Annotated in this window: 20 protein-coding genes; 10 read left to right on the forward strand and 10 right to left on the reverse strand. The window is 67.7% G+C overall.

Annotated elements, in window-relative coordinates; genetic code table 11:
• Window positions 1–35: 35 nt before the first annotated feature.
• Window positions 36–830: a D-alanyl-D-alanine carboxypeptidase family protein gene (locus ACZK33_RS21100; protein ID WP_423174172.1), complete on the forward strand. Its 795-nt coding sequence runs from the start codon at window positions 36–38 to the stop codon at window positions 828–830.
• A 5-nt stretch (window positions 831–835) separates the two neighbouring features.
• On the opposite strand, the gene ACZK33_RS21105 is transcribed toward ACZK33_RS21100, so the two are convergent.
• Window positions 836–1,429, reverse strand: coding sequence for a TetR/AcrR family transcriptional regulator (locus ACZK33_RS21105; protein WP_423174173.1), 594 nt, complete (start codon window positions 1,427–1,429; stop codon window positions 836–838).
• A gap of 16 nt (window positions 1,430–1,445) precedes the next feature.
• Window positions 1,446–2,042, reverse strand: coding sequence for an NAD(P)H-dependent oxidoreductase (locus ACZK33_RS21110; protein ID WP_423174174.1), 597 nt, complete (start codon window positions 2,040–2,042; stop codon window positions 1,446–1,448).
• Between the two features lie 126 nt (window positions 2,043–2,168).
• Between ACZK33_RS21110 and ACZK33_RS21115 the strand changes: the two genes are divergently transcribed.
• Entirely contained in the window at window positions 2,169–2,702 is a 534-nt protein-coding gene (locus ACZK33_RS21115; protein ID WP_014038681.1) for a hypothetical protein, read from the forward strand.
• Window positions 2,703–2,775: 73 nt separating this feature from the next.
• On the opposite strand, the gene ACZK33_RS21120 is transcribed toward ACZK33_RS21115, so the two are convergent.
• Entirely contained in the window at window positions 2,776–3,603 is an 828-nt protein-coding gene (locus ACZK33_RS21120; RefSeq protein WP_423174175.1) for an isocitrate lyase/PEP mutase family protein, read from the reverse strand.
• A gap of 165 nt (window positions 3,604–3,768) precedes the next feature.
• On the opposite strand from ACZK33_RS21120, the gene ACZK33_RS21125 reads away from it, so the two are divergent.
• The 5 genes from ACZK33_RS21125 (at window position 3,769) to accC (ending at window position 7,630) form a co-directional block, all read left to right on the forward strand.
• A complete protein-coding gene (locus ACZK33_RS21125; protein WP_329894184.1) occupies window positions 3,769–4,497 on the forward strand; it encodes a DOPA 4,5-dioxygenase family protein in 729 nt (242 codons plus the stop codon).
• A gap of 350 nt (window positions 4,498–4,847) precedes the next feature.
• Complete coding sequence (aroQ, locus tag ACZK33_RS21130) at window positions 4,848–5,297, forward strand: type II 3-dehydroquinate dehydratase (protein ID WP_049423471.1); 450 nt, start codon at window positions 4,848–4,850, stop codon at window positions 5,295–5,297.
• Window positions 5,294–5,719 (forward strand): lysozyme inhibitor LprI family protein, encoded by a 426-nt coding sequence (locus ACZK33_RS21135; protein ID WP_080355197.1) that lies wholly within the window; start codon window positions 5,294–5,296, stop codon window positions 5,717–5,719. The genes aroQ and ACZK33_RS21135 overlap by 4 nt, the downstream gene beginning before the upstream one ends.
• Window positions 5,720–5,772: 53 nt before the next feature.
• Window positions 5,773–6,252 (forward strand): acetyl-CoA carboxylase biotin carboxyl carrier protein, encoded by a 480-nt coding sequence (gene accB, locus ACZK33_RS21140; RefSeq protein ID WP_107433185.1) that lies wholly within the window; start codon window positions 5,773–5,775, stop codon window positions 6,250–6,252.
• 10 nt (window positions 6,253–6,262) lie between these two features.
• The gene (gene accC, locus ACZK33_RS21145; RefSeq protein WP_032129559.1) at window positions 6,263–7,630 is read left to right on the forward strand and encodes an acetyl-CoA carboxylase biotin carboxylase subunit; all 1,368 of its coding nucleotides are present in this window, start codon (window positions 6,263–6,265) and stop codon (window positions 7,628–7,630) included.
• Window positions 7,631–7,759: 129 nt separating this feature from the next.
• Here the strand turns inward: accC and ACZK33_RS21150 are convergent, their stop codons facing one another.
• Together ACZK33_RS21150 and ACZK33_RS21155 are read right to left on the reverse strand one after the other, a co-directional pair.
• Complete coding sequence (locus tag ACZK33_RS21150) at window positions 7,760–8,134, reverse strand: hypothetical protein (RefSeq protein WP_010481078.1); 375 nt, start codon at window positions 8,132–8,134, stop codon at window positions 7,760–7,762.
• Complete coding sequence (locus tag ACZK33_RS21155) at window positions 8,131–9,096, reverse strand: hypothetical protein (protein WP_032129558.1); 966 nt, start codon at window positions 9,094–9,096, stop codon at window positions 8,131–8,133. Before ACZK33_RS21155 ends, ACZK33_RS21150 begins: the two co-directional genes overlap by 4 nt.
• Window positions 9,097–9,259: 163 nt before the next feature.
• On the opposite strand from ACZK33_RS21155, the gene prmA reads away from it, so the two are divergent.
• The 3 genes from prmA (at window position 9,260) to fis (ending at window position 11,383) form a co-directional block, all read left to right on the forward strand.
• Window positions 9,260–10,180 carry a 50S ribosomal protein L11 methyltransferase gene (gene prmA, locus ACZK33_RS21160; protein WP_423174195.1) on the forward strand — a complete coding sequence of 307 codons (921 nt, stop codon included), beginning with the start codon at window positions 9,260–9,262 and terminating at the stop codon, window positions 10,178–10,180.
• A gap of 42 nt (window positions 10,181–10,222) precedes the next feature.
• Window positions 10,223–10,993, forward strand: a complete 771-nt coding sequence (locus ACZK33_RS21165) for a DUF3426 domain-containing protein (protein WP_423174176.1) — start codon at window positions 10,223–10,225, stop codon at window positions 10,991–10,993.
• Between the two features lie 114 nt (window positions 10,994–11,107).
• A complete protein-coding gene (gene fis, locus ACZK33_RS21170) occupies window positions 11,108–11,383 on the forward strand; it encodes a DNA-binding transcriptional regulator Fis (RefSeq protein ID WP_005419706.1) in 276 nt (91 codons plus the stop codon).
• A gap of 185 nt (window positions 11,384–11,568) precedes the next feature.
• On the opposite strand, the gene ACZK33_RS21175 is transcribed toward fis, so the two are convergent.
• From ACZK33_RS21175 to ACZK33_RS21195, 5 genes are read right to left on the reverse strand one after another with little or no spacing between them, the layout of a single operon-like run.
• On the reverse strand, window positions 11,569–12,564 hold the full coding sequence (locus tag ACZK33_RS21175) for a phosphatidate cytidylyltransferase (RefSeq protein ID WP_032129555.1): 996 nt from the start codon (window positions 12,562–12,564) through the stop codon (window positions 11,569–11,571).
• The gene (locus ACZK33_RS21180) at window positions 12,561–13,190 is read right to left on the reverse strand and encodes a lysophospholipid acyltransferase family protein (protein ID WP_423174177.1); all 630 of its coding nucleotides are present in this window, start codon (window positions 13,188–13,190) and stop codon (window positions 12,561–12,563) included. Before ACZK33_RS21180 ends, ACZK33_RS21175 begins: the two co-directional genes overlap by 4 nt.
• Window positions 13,191–13,203: 13 nt before the next feature.
• Window positions 13,204–13,641, reverse strand: coding sequence for a hypothetical protein (locus ACZK33_RS21185; protein ID WP_423174178.1), 438 nt, complete (start codon window positions 13,639–13,641; stop codon window positions 13,204–13,206).
• The gene (locus ACZK33_RS21190; protein ID WP_423174196.1) at window positions 13,638–14,942 is read right to left on the reverse strand and encodes a phosphatase PAP2/dual specificity phosphatase family protein; all 1,305 of its coding nucleotides are present in this window, start codon (window positions 14,940–14,942) and stop codon (window positions 13,638–13,640) included. Before ACZK33_RS21190 ends, ACZK33_RS21185 begins: the two co-directional genes overlap by 4 nt.
• 23 nt (window positions 14,943–14,965) lie before the next feature.
• A complete protein-coding gene (locus tag ACZK33_RS21195) occupies window positions 14,966–16,717 on the reverse strand; it encodes a bifunctional alpha/beta hydrolase/class I SAM-dependent methyltransferase (protein ID WP_423174179.1) in 1,752 nt (583 codons plus the stop codon).
• Between the last annotated feature and the right edge of the window lie 28 nt (window positions 16,718–16,745).

A 16,745-nucleotide genomic window follows, 5' to 3' on the forward strand; every position in this document is an offset into this window, starting at 1 on the left:
CTATCCTGCAGGCCCCCACTGCCATCCTCGTTTCCATGCCGTCTCCTGCTCCCGCGCGTGCACCGCTGTCCTTCATCACCCTCGATGCGGCAACGTTCGCGGTGATTCACCAGCACAACGCGGACATCGCCAGGCAACCGGCCTCGCTGACCAAGCTGATGACCGCCTATGCCGCGTACGAATGCGTCGAAGAGAACGGAGGCGCGTGGGACGACGCGGTCACCATCGCCGCCGGGGATGTGCACGCGGTGGCCGATGATGAAACGCGCATGGGCCTGGTGCCCGGTGAAACAGTCACCCTCGCGCGCCTGCTGGAAGGACTGATGATCGTCTCCGGCAATGACGCGGCGCTGGCCATCGCGCGCCATCTGGACGGATCACAGCCTGCGTTCCTGGAGCGCATGAACCGGCACGCACGCCAGCTCGGCCTGCGCAGCAGCTGGTTCGCCAGCGTGTCCGGCATCACCACCCCGCACCATGCGTCCAGCGCGCGCGACATGGCGGTGCTGGCCGCCTGCCTGTTGAACGATTATCCGCAGATCCTGGCGATCACCGCGCAGCGCGTGTTCGCGCACGGCAGCTTCAGCCGCAGCAACCAGAACGCCCTGCTTGGCGATGACGGCGTGGATGGCTTGAAGACCGGCTACACCCAGGCCGCAGGCTTCTGCCTGGCCGCCACCGCCTGCCGGGCAGTGCCCGGGCGGGATCAGCCGGTGCGCCTGATCACCGTGGTGCTGGGTTCTGAAAGCCGCGACGCACGCGATGCCCTTGTGCGCGAGCGGCTGGCCGTCGGGTTCGCGGCGCTGGCCGACAGCACCGCCGACGCCTGAGCGGCTCAGCGCCGCTTGACCGTCGCCACGATCAAGCGCTGCAGTTCGGCCCCGGCGTCGGCCTTGTCCAGCGCGCCCACAGCCACACCCTCGGACAGGGCTTCGGCCGCACCGAGAATCGCCCAGCGCCCGGCCAATGGCACCGTGCCGTCGGCAGCAAACGGGCCCAGCCAGGTATCGCAGTTGTCGATGAAATCCTGCTGGTAGCGCCGCCGCACCTCGTGCAGTTCCGGCGCGCCCACCAGCGCGGCGAGGATGCCCTGCACTTCACTGCCCTGGCTGAGGATGCAGTCGATGTAGCCGGAGGCGATGGCCGCCGCACGATCGGCCAACTGCGCCCGGGCACGGCCGATGCGCTCGTTGAACACCACCGTCTGGCGGCCGTCGTAGTCATCGTAGAGCGCGGCCAGCAGGCCGTTGCGGGTCACGAAGTGATCGTAGGCCACCGGCTTGGTCACGCCCGCGGCCTCGGCCAGCCGGCCCAGGGTCAACGCGTCGGTGCCTTCTTCGCCAACCAGCGCCCAGGCCACGTCCAGCAACTGGCGGGCGCGTTGCTCGCGGGTCAATCGGCGGCGCGTGGGAGCGGCGTTGGCAGGCATCGGCGGAACACGGCGATCAGTGCATCGGAGTTCCGATTTTACGGCCGATCGCCAGTGCGGTCTGCAGATGCGCTTCGGCTGCACCGGAATCGGCGTCCAGCAGCAGGTCGGACGACAGCACGCGCGCGCCGCAGTAGTCGAAGATGCCCATGTCGATCTGGGTCTTCATCGCCGCACCGTAGCCGCGCCGTTCGATCATGTCCGCGCCGGCCCCACCGATGCCGACCAGGTGCACACGCAACCGCTGCAGCTTTTTCTGTACCTTGCCGTCGGCGCCGTCCTGGTAGGCCCAGCCCTGGGTGAACACACGATCGATCCACCCCTTCAGCAGCGCGGGGAACGACCACCAGTACAGCGGGTAGACCAGTACCAGTGTGTCGGCAGCCTCCAGCCGCGCCTGCTCGGCGGCGACGTCGGCCGGCGTTGCGCCGGTGCCACGGAACAGCGCCTGGTCCTGCATGTTGAAGCGCGGATCGAAGCCTTCGGCCATCAGATCGGCGTGGGTCACGCGGTTGGCGGCGTCCGACGCGGTGATGGCTTCGCCGATGCGCCTGGCAATGGCATGGGTCAACGCGGCGGATTCAGGATGGGCGGTAACGATGAGGGTGTGCATGGGGGATGTCCGGAATTCACTAACTACTAATAGTAAGTAGTGACGCCCGGGATACCAGCACCATGCGTGGGACGCTGTTTCCGCATCCACCGTATAGTGCGGCGGTTCCCGCCGAGATACCCGACGATGCACCGATATCTGCTTGCCCTTCTGCTGGCCCTGCCCATGGCAATGGCCGTTGCGCCAGCGCTGGCCGGTGAACTCAGTCCGGAAGACTCGGCCGCATTGCGCAAGGAGGTGCAGGCGATGATGGACGCCTTCGCCCGGGGCGATACCGAGCTGATCATCGCGCGCACCCATCCCAGCCTGAAACAGCTGGCCGGCGGCGACGAGGCCTATGCGCGGGCGACCCGCGACACGGTGAAGGCGCTGCGCAAGGCCGGCGTCACCATCATCAGCGACGAGGCGGGCGTGCCGGGCCGCACCTATGCGGCCGGTGACGAGGAAGTCTGCTTCGTACCGCGCCAGTCACTGCTGCGCGTGCGCGAAGCGCCGATGCGCAGCACGTCATTCATGGTAGCTGTGCGGCGCGTCGGTACCACGCAATGGCGCTATCTGGATGGCGCCGCGCTGCCGGACAACCCCGGGCTGTTGCAGTTGCTGCTGCCCGACCTGGAACCGGACGTGGTCCTGCCCGAGAGTGAGACGGAGGCGCTGTAGGCGTAGGCGCATCCATCCACGCATGGCGTGGATCTACTGTCCCTGCCGGCCAGAGTCCGCACCGGGGTTTCCCTCAACGGAACAGCGCGTTCAACGCCGCGCCCGAAGCCGCCTGCTGCAGGCCATCGAAGCGGCCGTCCTGCATGATCGGCTCGATGGCCTGCATCAGCCCACCCCACGCAGCTCGCGCCAGCGCACCGCCCAGGCTGACCCGTCGCACGCCGAGTGCGGCGATGTCCTGAAGGCTCAGCGGTGTCGGACCACCGACCAGCAGGTTCACCGGCTTCGATCCCGCAGCGGCAACCACTGCACTGATCTGTTCGCGCGTGCTGATGCCCGGCGCGTACAGCACATCAGCACCAGCCTCGGCATACGCACGCAGGCGCCGCAGGGTGTCCTGCAGGTCCGGTACGCCAACGAAGAAATTCTCGGCTCGCCCGACCAGCAGCACGTCGCCGCCCGCACGATCGATGGCTGTACGTGCCGCACGCAATCGCTCGACCGCCTGGTTGATGGGTCGCAGCGGTGCATCGGCGACGCCGCTGGCATCCTCGATCGACAACGCCGCGATGCCGGTGTCGATCGCCGCGGCCACCGCCTCCTGCACCTTCTGCGGCGTATCACCGAAACCATCGCCGAAATCGGCGTTCAACGGCAGCGGCGTCGCTGCCGCCATCAGGCGCAGATGGTCCAGCGTGGCCTGCAGCGAAACCGCTCCGTCCGGCCGCCCTTCGCTCCAGGCACAGCCGGCACTGGTCGTGGCCAGTGCCTGGAAGCCCTGCCGCTGCAGGTAGCGCGCACTGCCCACGTCCCACGGATTGGGCAGTACGAAGCACCCTGCTGCATGCAGCTGACGGAAGGCCGCGCGCTTGCGTTGGGTATCGGCATCGGGCGAGGTCATGGCGGGCTCCGGGGCGGCAGACCTGCACCCTAGCCCGCCCTGCAGCCGGGCTCAACGACGACGGCGCAAACCTGCATGAGGTGATGCCACCTGCTTATTGGACGCTGTGGATACAGGTGCCCGAGCGTGCTTGCCTGCCCACACGATGCCGCCACGGAGCCCTTCATGCACCCGGACCCGCTGACCTTGATCGACGCCGGCGACGATGACGCCCACTGGGCCGACCTGCTTTCGCCCACACGCCGCCGCCTGATCGCTTCGGCCGGTCTGGCCGCCGGCGGCCTGGCCAGTGCCTCGACCGCCGCCGCAGCCCCCCACAGCGGCGGCACGGTGAACACCACCGAACCCGGGCGCCCCGGCTTCCGTGCCATCGTCCCGCCGCCGGTGAAGGGCAGCAGCCCCTGGGGCCAGGTCACCGCCAGCGAACCGACCCCGCGCCCGGCCAGCGTGCGTCCCGGGGAGGCCCCCCTGCCCGCGACCCCACGCGCCTACACCGACATCAAGAGCTATCACGCGCATATCTACTTCGACGAGGACAGCTTCGAGAAAGCTGCGCTGCTGCGGCGCTGGGCGGCCGAGCGCTTCCCGGTGGAGCTGGGCAACTGGAACCTGGAACCACGCGGACCGCACGTCACCCCGTCGTTCTATTTCGGCTTCACCAACGACCTGCTGCCGGTGCTGGTGCCCTGGCTGCAGCTCAACAGCCTGGGCCTGACCATCCTGATCCACCCCAATACCGGTGATGGCCGCGCCGACCATCTGTATTACGCGTTGTGGGTGAACCGCGCGCAGCCGGTGAACGCCTACAACTGGCCGGCACCGAAGCCGGGGGAACGGGAGCCCTTGGAGGAGGTGTTCCCGAACGTGGTGCCGACGGTGCCGCTGGAGACGTGAGCGGGGGCGTGGCGGGGGCGGTGGGTGGCGTGCAGCGCACCCTGGGCTGCCCCTCGGTGGGTGCGTAGCCTGCTGCGCACCGAACTTCCTTCATCCACGCATGGCGTGGATCTACCGCATCACAGCCCGTTGCGGCATCGGTCATCGCCCGGCCTGCCGCCATCGTCGGCCTACGTGCACGCATCCCCCAGCTGCACGGCGTTCAGCGCGCCTTGATCCAGCGCCCGCCATACGGCCGCAAGCCCTCCGGGGATTTTCAAACAATCGATTGAAACGCTGCAAACTTCGCCGAACTGGACAGCATCCGCCGGTTCCGCCAGACTGCCGCCCTTTCCCGTCTTCCGGATCCCATGGCGAAGCTGCTGGTCCTGCACGGCCCCAACCTCAACCTGCTCGGCACCCGCGAGCCGGAGGTCTACGGCCACACCACGCTGGCCGACATCGACCAGGCGCTGGCCGCCCAGGCCTCGGCTGCCGGGCACGCGGTGGAGAGCCTGCAGTCCAATGCCGAGCACGTGCTGGTGGACCGCGTGCAGGCCGCACGCGACGACGGAACCGCTTTCATCCTGATCAACCCCGCCGCCTTCACCCACACCTCGGTCGCCCTGCGCGATGCGCTGGCGGCGGTGGCGGTGCCGTTCATCGAGATCCACCTCTCCAACCCGCATACCCGCGAACCGTTCCGCCAGCACAGCTACTTCAGTGACAAGGCCGTGGGCGTGGTCTGCGGTTTCGGCGCCGACAGCTACCGCTACGCGATGGACGCGGCGCTGCTGCGCGTGCAGGCGGCCCGCGCGTGAAGATGCTCCCAAGAGTGCTTGCCTGCATCGTGCTGTGGGCCGGCGTGTGCGGCGCCAGCATCGCCGCCGAGCGCGCGGCCGCTGGCATTGACTGCGCGCAGGCGACCGGCGGCTACGAGCGCGACATGTGCGATTCCGATCGCCTGGATGACGCCGACAGCGCATTGAACGCCGTTTACGTCCAGGCGCGCGGCGAACTGAAGGCGCAGGCCGCCGATGGCAGCTGCAGCCGCTGCGCAGCGGCCGAACAGCAGCTGGTGAAGGCCCAGCGCATCTGGATAACCCTGCGCGATGCAGACTGCGAGGCAGTCTACGCCTTCAATGCAGACGGCACCTCGCGCAACCCTGCGAAGATGCAGTGCCTGATCACCCAGACGCGCGACCGTACGCGGCAGCTGCGCGAGTTCTACGAACTGCTTTGACCCGAGCGCGATGCGCTTCCCACCACACTGACATCAAGAGCAAAGAGGCCACCATGGATCTCCGCAAAATCAAGAAGCTGATCGACCTGCTGGAAGAGTCGAACCTGGCTGAAATCGAAATCAAGGAAGGCGAAGAGTCGGTGCGCCTGTCGCGCGCCCCGGTGGCCGGCTATGCCGCCCCGGTCGCCGCCCCGGTGTACGCCGCTCCGGCCGCTCCGGCGCCGCAGGCGATGCCGATGCAGTCGCCGACCGAAGCCTCCACCGGTGGCACCGCCAAGCCGGGCCCGGCGCTGCCGGAAGGCCACGTGCTGCGCTCGCCGATGGTCGGCACCTTCTACGCGTCGTCCGCCCCGGACAAGCCTGCGTTCGTCAGCGTTGGCCAGCAGGTCAAGGAAGGCGAGACCCTGGCCATCATCGAAGCGATGAAGATGTTCAACCCGATCGAAGCCGACACGTCCGGCACCATCGTCGCCATCCTCGGCGAGAACGGCCAGCCGGTCGAATTCGACCAGCCGCTGTTCGTGATCGGCTGAGGGGCACGCCATGCTCGACAAAGTCGTCATCGCCAACCGAGGGGAAATCGCGCTGCGCATCCTGCGCGCGTGCCACACCCTCGGCATCCGCACGGTGGCCGTGCATTCCACGGTCGACCGCAACCTCAAGCACGTGGCCATGGCCGACGAGTCGGTCTGCATCGGTCCGGCGCCGTCGCCGCAGAGCTACCTCAACATCCCGGCACTGATCGCCGCGGCGGAAGTCACCGACGCCCAGGCCATCCACCCGGGCTACGGCTTCCTGTCGGAGAACGCCGACTTCGCCGAGCGCGTGGAAGAGTCCGGTTTCATCTTCATCGGCCCCAAGGCCGACACCATCCGCATGATGGGTGACAAGGTCGAAGCCATCCGCGCGATGAAGTCCGCCGGCGTGCCGTGCGTGCCCGGCTCGGGCGGCCCGCTGGGCGAAGACATCGTCGCCAACACCAAGATCGCCCGTGAGATCGGCTACCCGGTCATCATCAAGGCGGCCGGTGGTGGCGGTGGCCGCGGCATGCGCGTGGTGCACGCCGAAGCCTCGCTGAAGACCTCGATCGAAACCACCAAGAGCGAGGCCAAGGCCGCGTTCGGCAATGGCGAGGTCTACATGGAGAAGTTCCTGGAGAACCCGCGCCACGTGGAAATCCAGGTACTGGCCGACGGCCAGGGCAACGCCATCCACCTGGGCGAGCGTGACTGCTCGATGCAGCGCCGCCACCAGAAGGTGGTGGAAGAAGCGCCGGCACCGGGCATCACCGCCGAGCAGCGCGAGCAGATCGGCAAGGTCTGCACCGAAGCCTGCGTACGCATCGGCTACCGTGGTGCCGGCACGTTCGAGTTCCTCTACGAGGACGGCCGCTTCTACTTCATCGAAATGAACACCCGCATCCAGGTGGAACATCCGGTCACCGAAATGGTCACCGGCATCGACCTGGTGGCCGAGCAGCTGAAGATCGCCGCCGGCCAGAAGCTGTCGATCAAGCAGAGCGACGTGGTGCTGACCGGCCATGCCATCGAGTGCCGCATCAACGCCGAAGATGCTGAAACCTTCGTGCCGAGCCCGGGCACCATCACCGGCTTCCATCCGCCGGGCGGCCCCGGCGTGCGCGTGGACACCCACATCTACAGTGGCTACCGCGTGCCGTCGAACTACGACTCGATGATCGGCAAGCTGATCGTGCACGGCCCGGACCGCGAAACCGCCATTGCCCGCATGCGCGTGGCACTGAGCGAAATGGTGGTCGATGGCATCAAGACCAACGTCGCCCTGCAGCAGCGGATCATGCGCGACAAGGGCTTCCAGGCCGGTGGCCAGAACATCCACTACCTGGAAAAGCGCCTGGCCGAACGCAAGAACAAGCCGATCGCGCTGACCTGATCGGCGCCACGTGCTGGACATGAAAAGGGCGGGGATATCCCCGCCCTTTTCTGTTGCTGCAGCGCCGAGCCCATGCTCGGCTTGCCGGAAAGCTCAGCCGAGCGTGGGCTCGGCGCTACAGCAGGCGCATCAGCGCTTGTCGGCAGCTTCGGCCGGAATCTGCGAGTTCGCCAGCGGACGCACGCCATTGGGCGACGTCGGGTCGACGATCACCATGGTCTCGGTCGAACCATCCGGCCACACCACCTGGAAGGTGCTGCCCGCCGGCAGCGACGCGAACGGCATGCCGCTCTGCGCGCGATAGACCGCGGCCACCTGGCTGGCACCGGCACGGCGCACGTCTTCCTGCGCCTTCACCGTGGTCAGTTCCACCTTCGACAGATGCCGGTAGCGATCTTCATAGGTATCGATCATCAACAGGCCAACCGCGCCGGCCGAGTAGGCCACGAACAGGGCCACCCAGAACCAGAACTTGGCCCCGTGCAGGAATCGGCGGTAGTTCATTGCTCGTTCCTCTTTCCAACCAATCGCTTGATCCATTCCTTCATCTTCCCAGCGCCCTGCCGCGATACCGCAGCGTCATACACGAAATCCCGGAAATCCTGCGTACCATCCTGCGAACAGATCCCTCCGTTCGCACAAAAACTGTTGACCAGCACACTGTCTGCCCCACACGGTAGACCGAGTTCGCAGGCCGCAAGCCGCCATGCGAGTTCACTGAGCTGCTCGCCCGCCACCAGGCCGTTGAGCGCGCGGTCACCCGAGGCGCGCACGCCCATGCCCGGTGCGATCGCCATGAAGGCCTCCGGGTCGCGCGAGGTGCGCACCCGTTCAACCAGGTCACGGCGGTACTCGGGGCTGTCCTGCAGCGGTTCGCCCTCGGCGAACAACGCAGCCTCAGCAGCCAGATTGCCTTGTGCGGCCGCCTTGCGACGTTCGGACAGCACCAAGGCCGTGCCCAGCTTGTCGCCCGGCACGAAACCACCACAACGCTGCGCGACGCGTTCGCGCGCCTGCACCATCGCCGGTGCGGCGGTCAGGCCCAGCCCGGCCAGCACGTTGTTGTCCAAGCGGTAGCCACCCGGATCGACCGCGTACTGCGCGCAGTAGTCATAGACACGGCTGAGCATCCAGCGCGCCTCGTGGTTGCCTTCGTCCGCCTGGGCACGCAACCGCTGAGCATAGGCATACAGGTCGGTGGCGTCTTCGATATCGGCGCGGAGATCCAGGGGCAGCCCGGACGGCAATGCGTTGCCACGCTCGAAGGGTGCCAGGCGGCGCGCGAGCGCCTCCGGCATCACCGGCAGCGGCGCCGCACTGTCAGCGGCCGCGACCGCACCTGCCAGATCCGCCGACGCTACCGAAGACGTCGCAGCATGGCCGCTGGCCCGATACCCGGCCACGCCCAGCACGGCCACAGCCGGCAGTACGAGCAACCAGGTTTTCAGGGTCGGAGCGAAGGCCATCGGCGGCGGTAGGCGATGCGGCGCATAGGAAAGCACGAAGTTTAGCAAGGCCCGACGGGCCTGTCTGAACGGGCTTCGTTCATCTCGGAGCGGCATCTCAGGCAATACGGAGACGCCCCGATGGTCTAGCATGGCCCCCTTTCCTGCGATTGCCCCCACCACCATGCCGTTCCTGGAACTGACCCTGCGCTGCACCGAAGCCACCCAGCCCCGCTATGAAAATGCGCTGGAGGACGTTGGTGCACTGGCCGTGACCCTGCTCGATGCCGAGGCCGATACCAGCAACGAACAGGCCATTCTCGAACCGGGCGTGGGCGAGACCCCGCTGTGGGACACGCTGGTGCTGAGCGCACTGTTCCCCGCCGACAGCAACGCGCTGTTGCTGCTGGCCGCACTGGAATCCTTCGATCCGGAGCTGGACTGGAGCAGCGGCAGCTTCCGCGCGGTCGAGGATGAAGACTGGGAACGTGCCTGGCTCGACCAGTTCCAGCCGATGGACTTCGGCAGCCGCACCTGGATCGTGCCGTGGAACCATGAACTGCCGGAGGCCGCACTGGCCGCCGATGCCGCCGTGGTGCGGTTGGACCCGGGCCTGGCGTTCGGTTCGGGCACCCACCCGACCACCGCACTGTGCCTGCGCTGGCTGGACCAGTTGGCGGTCGATGGCCTGCTGCAGGGCCAGCGCGTGCTCGACTTCGGTTGCGGCTCGGGCATCCTCGCACTGGCCGCGCTGAAGCTGGGCGCCGCCGAAGCCATCGGCGTGGACAACGATCCGCAGGCCCTGGTCGCCACCGCTGACAATGCCGAGCGCAACGGCGAGCAGGCCCGCATGCACGTGTACCTGCCGCAGGACGAACCGGTCGCGACCTATCCGATCGTGGTCGCCAACATCCTCGCCTCGGCGCTGGATGCGCTGGCCGAACTGCTGGCTGCGCGCGTTGCTGCCGGTGGCCGCATCGCCCTGTCCGGCATCCTGCATGGCCAGGAAGGCGAACTGCTGCAGCGCTATGCAGCATGGTTCGACAATCTGCAGGCCACCCAGGATGGCGACTGGATGCGCATCACCGGCGTGCGCCGCGCCTGATCGTGGTTGAATGACCGCTGGATCCGAGCCCGCGCCCTGAGCATGTCCGAGCCGAACCCACCGCGCCGTCCCCTGGCCACCTTCCTGCGCACGACGCCGGAGGGTGAGCCTGCGCCTGCGACCGATGCGCGCATGCAGGACGAAGCCGGGCACGCAACGCCTGTGGAGCAGATGCAGGCCGAGCCCATCGACCTGGCACGCCCACCGGCGACAGAGATGCGACACGACGATGACGTTGTCATCGTTGATGAAGCAGCGGCCATCGAACCGGCGCCGGTCGCGGTGCAGGCAACGGCGGTCGCCAGTGATGCCCCCAGCTTCCTCGGCAGCGCGCGCACGCGCACGCTGCCAGCACCCCGCTGGCACTGGCTGCTGGTCGCCGGGCTGGCATTGCTGCTGGTACTGCAGAGCGTGCTGGCCGACCGCGCGCGGCTGGCCGCCGACGCCGGCAACCGCGCATGGCTGGGCACGCTGTGCGGCGTGCTGCGCTGCAGCCTGCCTGCCTGGCACGAGCCCACTGCGTTCACCATGACCAGCCGCGAGATCCGCCCCCTGCCGGGCCAGGCCGGTGTGCTGCAGGTGCAGGCCAGCATCCGCAACGATGCGCGCTGGGCACAGGCGTGGCCGGACCTGCGGTTGTCATTGTCCGATGCCGATGGCCGGGTGATCGGCAGCGGCGTGTTCACGCCCGCGCAGTACCTGGGCGAGAACCCCGGTGCAGCCCTGCTGGAACCGGGCCAGAGCGCGCGCGTCGCCTTCCGGTTGCAGGAGCCCGCTGCGTCCACCGTCGCATTCACCTTCGACTTCCTCTGACCGGGGAGAGGCGACCAGCCGTGGCAGGCCGGGCACGCTCGCGCTAGACTGGCCGCCACCACCTCGTCCGGCCGCGCGCTCCGCGCGCACGGGCCAACCGAATCGGGAACCCCCTTGAACGCTGTCCTTTCTCGTCCTGACAACAGTCGTGGCGCTCCCCGGCCACCGCTGCGTGAACACGTCGCCCAGTCCGTGCGCCGCTACCTGCGTGACCTTGATGGCTGCGATGCGGACGATGTCTACGAGATCGTGCTGCGCGAGATGGAGATTCCGCTGTTCGTGGAAGTGCTCAACCACTGCGAAGGCAACCAGAGCCGCGCCGCCGCGATGCTGGGCATCCACCGTGCCACCCTGCGCAAGAAGCTGAAGGAATACGGCATCAGCGCGTAAGCGCGCACGAGGGTAGTGCCGGCCGCTGGCCGGCAACCCCATGAACGATGGCAGGATGTTGCAGTGCCCGACCAGCGGCCGGCACTACCGGTAGATCCACGCCATGCGTGGATGAAGGCCCGGCAGAGTAAACCGCCCCCGCCCGCCAGTAGATCCACGCCATGCGTGGATGGAAGCCGGCAGAATCAGCCGCCGCCGCCCGCCTTCCAGTAGTACCTCACCACATGGAAGAACACCGGCGCGGCAAAGCACACCGAGTCCAGCCGGTCGAGCATGCCGCCATGGCCCTCGATCATGTGGCCCCAGTCCTTGATGCCACGATCACGCTTGATCGCCGACATCACCAGGCCGCCCCAGAACCCCATCAGGTTGATCAGCAGCGACAGACCGAACGCCTGCAGCGGCGTGAACGGGGTGATCCACCACAGCGCCGCACCCAGCGCACTGGCACTCAGCACACCGCCCACGAAGCCCTCCACCGTCTTCGACGGCGACAGCTTCGGCGCAATCAGATGCCTGCCCAGCAGCTTGCCCCAGATGTACTGCAGCACGTCCGAAGACTGCACCACGATCACCAGGAAGGCGAACAGCAGCACGTTGCGCGACGGGTCATGGCCGGGCACGTGCAGGTTCAGCAGCAGCGGCACATGCGAGATGCAGAACACGCAGATCATCAACCCCCACTGCACCTTCGCGGTCCGCTCCAGGTAGTGCGTGGTATCACCGCCAATGGTCGACAGGATCGGCAGGAACAGGAACGCATAGACCGGAATCAACAGCGTGTACATGCCGTACCAGTCGATCCAGACCAGGTAGTACTGCCACGGCAGCACGATGTAGAACGCGGCCAGCAGCGCGTAGTAGTCGCCCGAGCGGGTCGGCGCCAGGGTGATGAACTCGCGCAGTGCGAACAGCGAGATGATCGCGAACAGCACGATCACCCCGGCACGACCGAAGAACAGCGCCAGCCCGACCACGATCGCCATCACCCACCACGCGCGGATGCGCGAGACCAGGTTGGCGATCACCGCGCTGGGCTGCCCACGCTGGCGCCAGCGCAATGTCTCGGCCACCAGCGTGGCCAGCACCAGCACCGCACCCACGCCAGCAAACAGCAGGCCGGTCTGCTGGCCGACACTCTGCGTGGCCAGGTCGCCGGACACATCGATCAGGAAGCTCATGCCCTGCCCCCGTTCGGCGCCAGGTCCAGCAGCGCCTGCCGGCTGCGGGCCAGGAAGGCGGCCTTGCCCTCGTCGGCCTGCAGCCGCAGCGGCGTACCGAAGGTGGCCGTGCACAGCAGCGGCAGCGGCAGGAACCGGCCCTTGGGCATCACCCGCTTCAGGTTGTCGATCCACACCGGTACGAATTCCAGCTCCGGGCGTTGCCGTGCCAGGTGATAGATGCCGCTCTTGAACGGCAGCAGCGGCTCCTCGCCCACGTTGCGGGTACCTTCCGGAAACAGGATCAGCGAGCAGTCTTCGTCCACCGCGTCACGCAGGGCCTGCAGTGGATCCTGCTGGCGATGGCCGGCCTCGCGCTCGACCAGCACGCCGTTGAACACCGCATCGATCAGGTAGCGACGCAGGCCATCGCGCTGCCAGTATTCGGCCGCGGCCACCGGGCGCACCTGGCGCCGCAGTGCCGGTGGCATCGACGACCAGATCAGCACGAAGTCACCATGGCTGGCGTGGTTGCCGTAATACACGCGCCGTTCGCTGGACGGCGCACAGCCGATCCACAGCGCGCGGGCGCCGGTCACTACATGGATCGCGCCACTGCAGGCGCGCGCAATCAATTCAGCGAACATCGGTCCCTCCCGTTCACGTCTGCGGCCACAACACGGCCAGCACCAGCAGTGCGAACTGCACTGCGGTCAGCAGGTACTGGCGCAGCAGCAGGCGACGCGTGCCGGCCCAGCGCGCATCCCAGCCGCGCAGCGGCGCGTCGGGCTGCATGCGGCGCAGGCCACTGGCGTGCAGCAGCTGGTCGGTGCGGCGCGCGGCGGCGTCACCCTCCAGGCCTTCATCGCGCAGCAGCTGCAGCAGGCTGGCATCCAGCGCCACCCGCCACGCGTGGTAGATCTGTGCGATGCCCGCGGCAACACTGAGCAGCAACACGCCGGCGGCAATCATCGCCAGGCCCGGTTCGGTGCCGAGCAGCAGCAGCGCCACCAGCAGCAGGCCCAGCGACAGGCCCGCCGGCCAACGGCCCTGCCGCAGCAGCAGCTGCATGGTCGCCAGATCGGGAACCGTACTCACGTGCGTACTCCCGCTGCAGCAGTGATGGCATGCAGATGCGCCGCGCCCAGCACGACGCCCGGACGTGCCGTGCGCACGATCGCCACCGCGGCATCGGTATCGGTGGCACGACCACTGCGCAGCAGCCAGGCCGCCACACTGGCAGCACTGCGCGAATAGCCCAGCGCGCAACACACCAGCAACGGTCCATGCGCACGCAGCCGCTCGATGACCTCGGCCGCCTCGCGCAACTGGTGCGGCGTGGGCACCACCAGGTCCAGCATCGGCACGCTGGCATACGCCGCGCCCGGTGCACGACAGGACAGTTCGGCACAGGCATCGACCACGCCGACCAAGGGTGCCGGCAATGCAGCGCAGGGAACACGCCCCAGCCATACACCGTCCATCACCGGCACCGGCTGCGGCGCACGCCGCGTCCACAGCCGCGAATTGATCCAGGCCGCACCCAGGTACGGGGCCAGCAACCAGCGTGCCGCCATGGTCAGGCGACCATCGGCACGCTTCTGGAACACCGCCGTACCGAGCCCCGCATACGCCAACGCCACCAGCAGCAGCGATACCACCGGCCACAGCAGCCACAACGCCGCGCCACGCAGAAGCACCACCGGCACCAGCAATGCAGCGGCCCCCAGCAGGTACAGCGCTGCCAGGCGCCAACGTCTGGCGTCACGCGCGGTGCGCCAGGCACGCAAGGGCGGCGTGCCCTGCTGCGGCCACAGCCAGACGCACAGCCAACCGGCCAGCAGGCCGGTCGGGATATCGATGAAATGATGCTGGAATGTGGTCAGCACCGAGACGCCGATCAGCAGCGCCCACACATGCAGTACCCAACGCCACACCCCATGCAGGTACTGCGCGAATTTCACCCACAGCACGATCAGCAACACGATGTGCAGTGATGGCGCCTGGTTGAACGGCTTGTCGAAGCCCAGCAGCACATCGAACAACCAACCGAACACACCGCCGATCTCCGGCCGCTCGAAACTGAAGCGCAGTGGCCACAGCAGGAAGCAGGTCACCGCGATCAACTGTGCACTGAACAACCGCAACGCATGCCGGTCCAGCTCCAACCGTTGCCGGCACAGAAAGAAGGAAACCGCATAGAACAGATCGATCGACCAGTACGGCACGATCGTCCACGGTACGAACGGAATCTGCGTTTCCCATCCGAACGCCATCACCGGCAGTTCGGCATGGCGGCCAGCCATCCAGTTGGCGAAGCCATAGCTGGCGAAGAAGAATGGGCCCAGCAGGGCCAGCCACAACAGGGCGCGCCGCCAGGGGCGCCCCTCTGCGGCCAGCGGGGATGCGGCGAGCGTCGCCATCACGCGGTCCGGCGCGCCAGCGACACCGTGAAGATGCCGAAGTCGTCGATACGCTGCGCCACCTTCTCGAACCCGGCCAGGCGCACCAGCTCGTCCATTTCCTGCTGGGTACGGCGGCGCATCACCCACGCGGCGCCGCCACGGTGGCTGGTCAGCGCGCGGGCGATGAACTCCAGCTGCGGGTGCCACGGCTGGCCGGTATAGGCCAGGTAGCCGCCCGCCGGCACCGTCGCAGCAATGCCCTGCAGCGAGCGCAGCACCGCATCGTTGTCGGGGAACAGTTCGTACAGGCCCGATACCACCGCCAGCGTCGGTGCTGGATCGACCTTGGCCAGCTGTGCCGGGTCGAACGCATCACCCTGCTCGAAGCGCGCGATGTCGGCCGCCCCCAGGCGCTCGATCAAGGCCTGACCCTGGGTGACGTTCAGATCACTGAAGTCGCGCAGCACGATGCGCTCGGCGCGCTGTTCGCCCTGGCCCAGCGCTTCCAGCACGTAGCGGCCATGGCCGGCGGCCACGTCCAGCACGCGCACCGGCGTGCCCTGCCCGCGCAGGCGCTGGGCAGCGTCGCGCAGCAGTTCCTGCAGGTGCTGGCCGCGAATGCGGATGCCGCGCCAGCCGATCGCATCCAGATAGTTGCGATCGACCATGCGCCCCAACGGGCCCTTGCCGCGCGCCTCATCGCGATAGATGTAGTCGAGCGTGCTGCCCGAATCGAATCCGGTCTGCAGACCCAGCGCGATGCCTTCGGACAACGTTCCGCCGAAGCGCAGGCCGCCACTTACCACGCGCCAGCGCAGGTCGGCCAGGCTGTTGCGTTCCGGTGGCCAGGCCAGGATCTCCGATTCTTCGAAAGTCGGCCCATGGCGGTGCGCATCGCGCCGCGACAGTTCGCGCAGCGGCTCGGCGAAACGTGCCTGGATGAAACTGCGGATACGCGCCAGCGCCGGCGCCCGATCGCGCTCGCCCAGCGTGTCGTGGAAGAAGCCCGGCAGGTGCACGCGCTCCTTGATCGGGCTGGACAGGCGCTCGTAGAAGCGGTCCTGCGGGCCACGGTGCACCACGAAATCCGAGCCGGACACCAGCAGCTGCACCGGCACGCTGATCGCCTGCGCATCGGCGACGATGCGGTCGGCTGCTTCGTACAGGCCCAGCAACACGCGCACCGAGATCGGCCGGGTGATCAGCGGATCGGTGCGGTAGCTTTCCACTCGCGCCGGATCGTGGGTCAGCCACTGCGGCTTGACGTAGCTGTTGACGAAGAAATTGCCGCGCAGCTTCTGCATCAAGGCCAGGCCCGGGCGTGCGAACGGCACGTACAGCTTCACCTTGAACGCCGGCGAAGCCATCACCAGCGCGCGCAGGCGCGGCGCGTAGTCGTGCACCCAGGTGGCGGCGACCACCGCCCCCACGCTCTGCGCGATCACCACGATGTCCTGCACCGCGATGCCGTGCTCGGCACCGATGTGGGCGATGAAGCTGTCCAGATCGCGCACCAGCGCCGGGAAGCCCGGGGCATCGCCTCGTGCGCCGGGCGAACGCCCATTACCGCGTGCATCCCAGGCGAAGAAGGCGGTGTCGGGCAGGTCCAGCTCATCGACCAGGTGGGTGACCCGGCCAGAATGTTCATGGCCGCGATGCAGCAGCACGACAGCCTTGGTGGCTGGGGTCGCGGTGGTGCTCGCCCAGTACCGGTAGAACAGCGGTACCTGGTCGAAGCTGTGGAATTCCCGTTCCTGCGCCTGACGCATGCAATCTCCTGATTGTCTTTTTGTATCT

The organism is Stenotrophomonas sp. 86156_Sma (genome assembly GCF_056481625.1).

Bases quoted from the DNA above. Each gene is read 5' to 3' on its own strand.
- ACZK33_RS21100 (WP_423174172.1), top strand. From the start codon at position 36: ATGCCGTCTCCTGCTCCCGCGCGTGCACCGCTGTCCTTCATCACCCTC.
- ACZK33_RS21105 (WP_423174173.1), bottom strand. From the start codon at position 1,429: ATGCCTGCCAACGCCGCTCCCACGCGCCGCCGATTGACCCGCGAGCAA.
- ACZK33_RS21110 (WP_423174174.1), bottom strand. From the start codon at position 2,042: ATGCACACCCTCATCGTTACCGCCCATCCTGAATCCGCCGCGTTGACC.
- ACZK33_RS21115 (WP_014038681.1), top strand. From the start codon at position 2,169: ATGCACCGATATCTGCTTGCCCTTCTGCTGGCCCTGCCCATGGCAATG.
- ACZK33_RS21120 (WP_423174175.1), bottom strand. From the start codon at position 3,603: ATGACCTCGCCCGATGCCGATACCCAACGCAAGCGCGCGGCCTTCCGT.
- ACZK33_RS21125 (WP_329894184.1), top strand. From the start codon at position 3,769: ATGCACCCGGACCCGCTGACCTTGATCGACGCCGGCGACGATGACGCC.
- aroQ (WP_049423471.1), top strand. From the start codon at position 4,848: ATGGCGAAGCTGCTGGTCCTGCACGGCCCCAACCTCAACCTGCTCGGC.
- accB (WP_107433185.1), top strand. From the start codon at position 5,773: ATGGATCTCCGCAAAATCAAGAAGCTGATCGACCTGCTGGAAGAGTCG.
- accC (WP_032129559.1), top strand. From the start codon at position 6,263: ATGCTCGACAAAGTCGTCATCGCCAACCGAGGGGAAATCGCGCTGCGC.
- ACZK33_RS21150 (WP_010481078.1), bottom strand. From the start codon at position 8,134: ATGAACTACCGCCGATTCCTGCACGGGGCCAAGTTCTGGTTCTGGGTG.
- ACZK33_RS21155 (WP_032129558.1), bottom strand. From the start codon at position 9,096: ATGGCCTTCGCTCCGACCCTGAAAACCTGGTTGCTCGTACTGCCGGCT.
- prmA (WP_423174195.1), top strand. From the start codon at position 9,260: ATGCCGTTCCTGGAACTGACCCTGCGCTGCACCGAAGCCACCCAGCCC.
- ACZK33_RS21165 (WP_423174176.1), top strand. From the start codon at position 10,223: ATGTCCGAGCCGAACCCACCGCGCCGTCCCCTGGCCACCTTCCTGCGC.
- ACZK33_RS21175 (WP_032129555.1), bottom strand. From the start codon at position 12,564: ATGAGCTTCCTGATCGATGTGTCCGGCGACCTGGCCACGCAGAGTGTC.
- ACZK33_RS21180 (WP_423174177.1), bottom strand. From the start codon at position 13,190: ATGTTCGCTGAATTGATTGCGCGCGCCTGCAGTGGCGCGATCCATGTA.
- ACZK33_RS21195 (WP_423174179.1), bottom strand. From the start codon at position 16,717: ATGCGTCAGGCGCAGGAACGGGAATTCCACAGCTTCGACCAGGTACCG.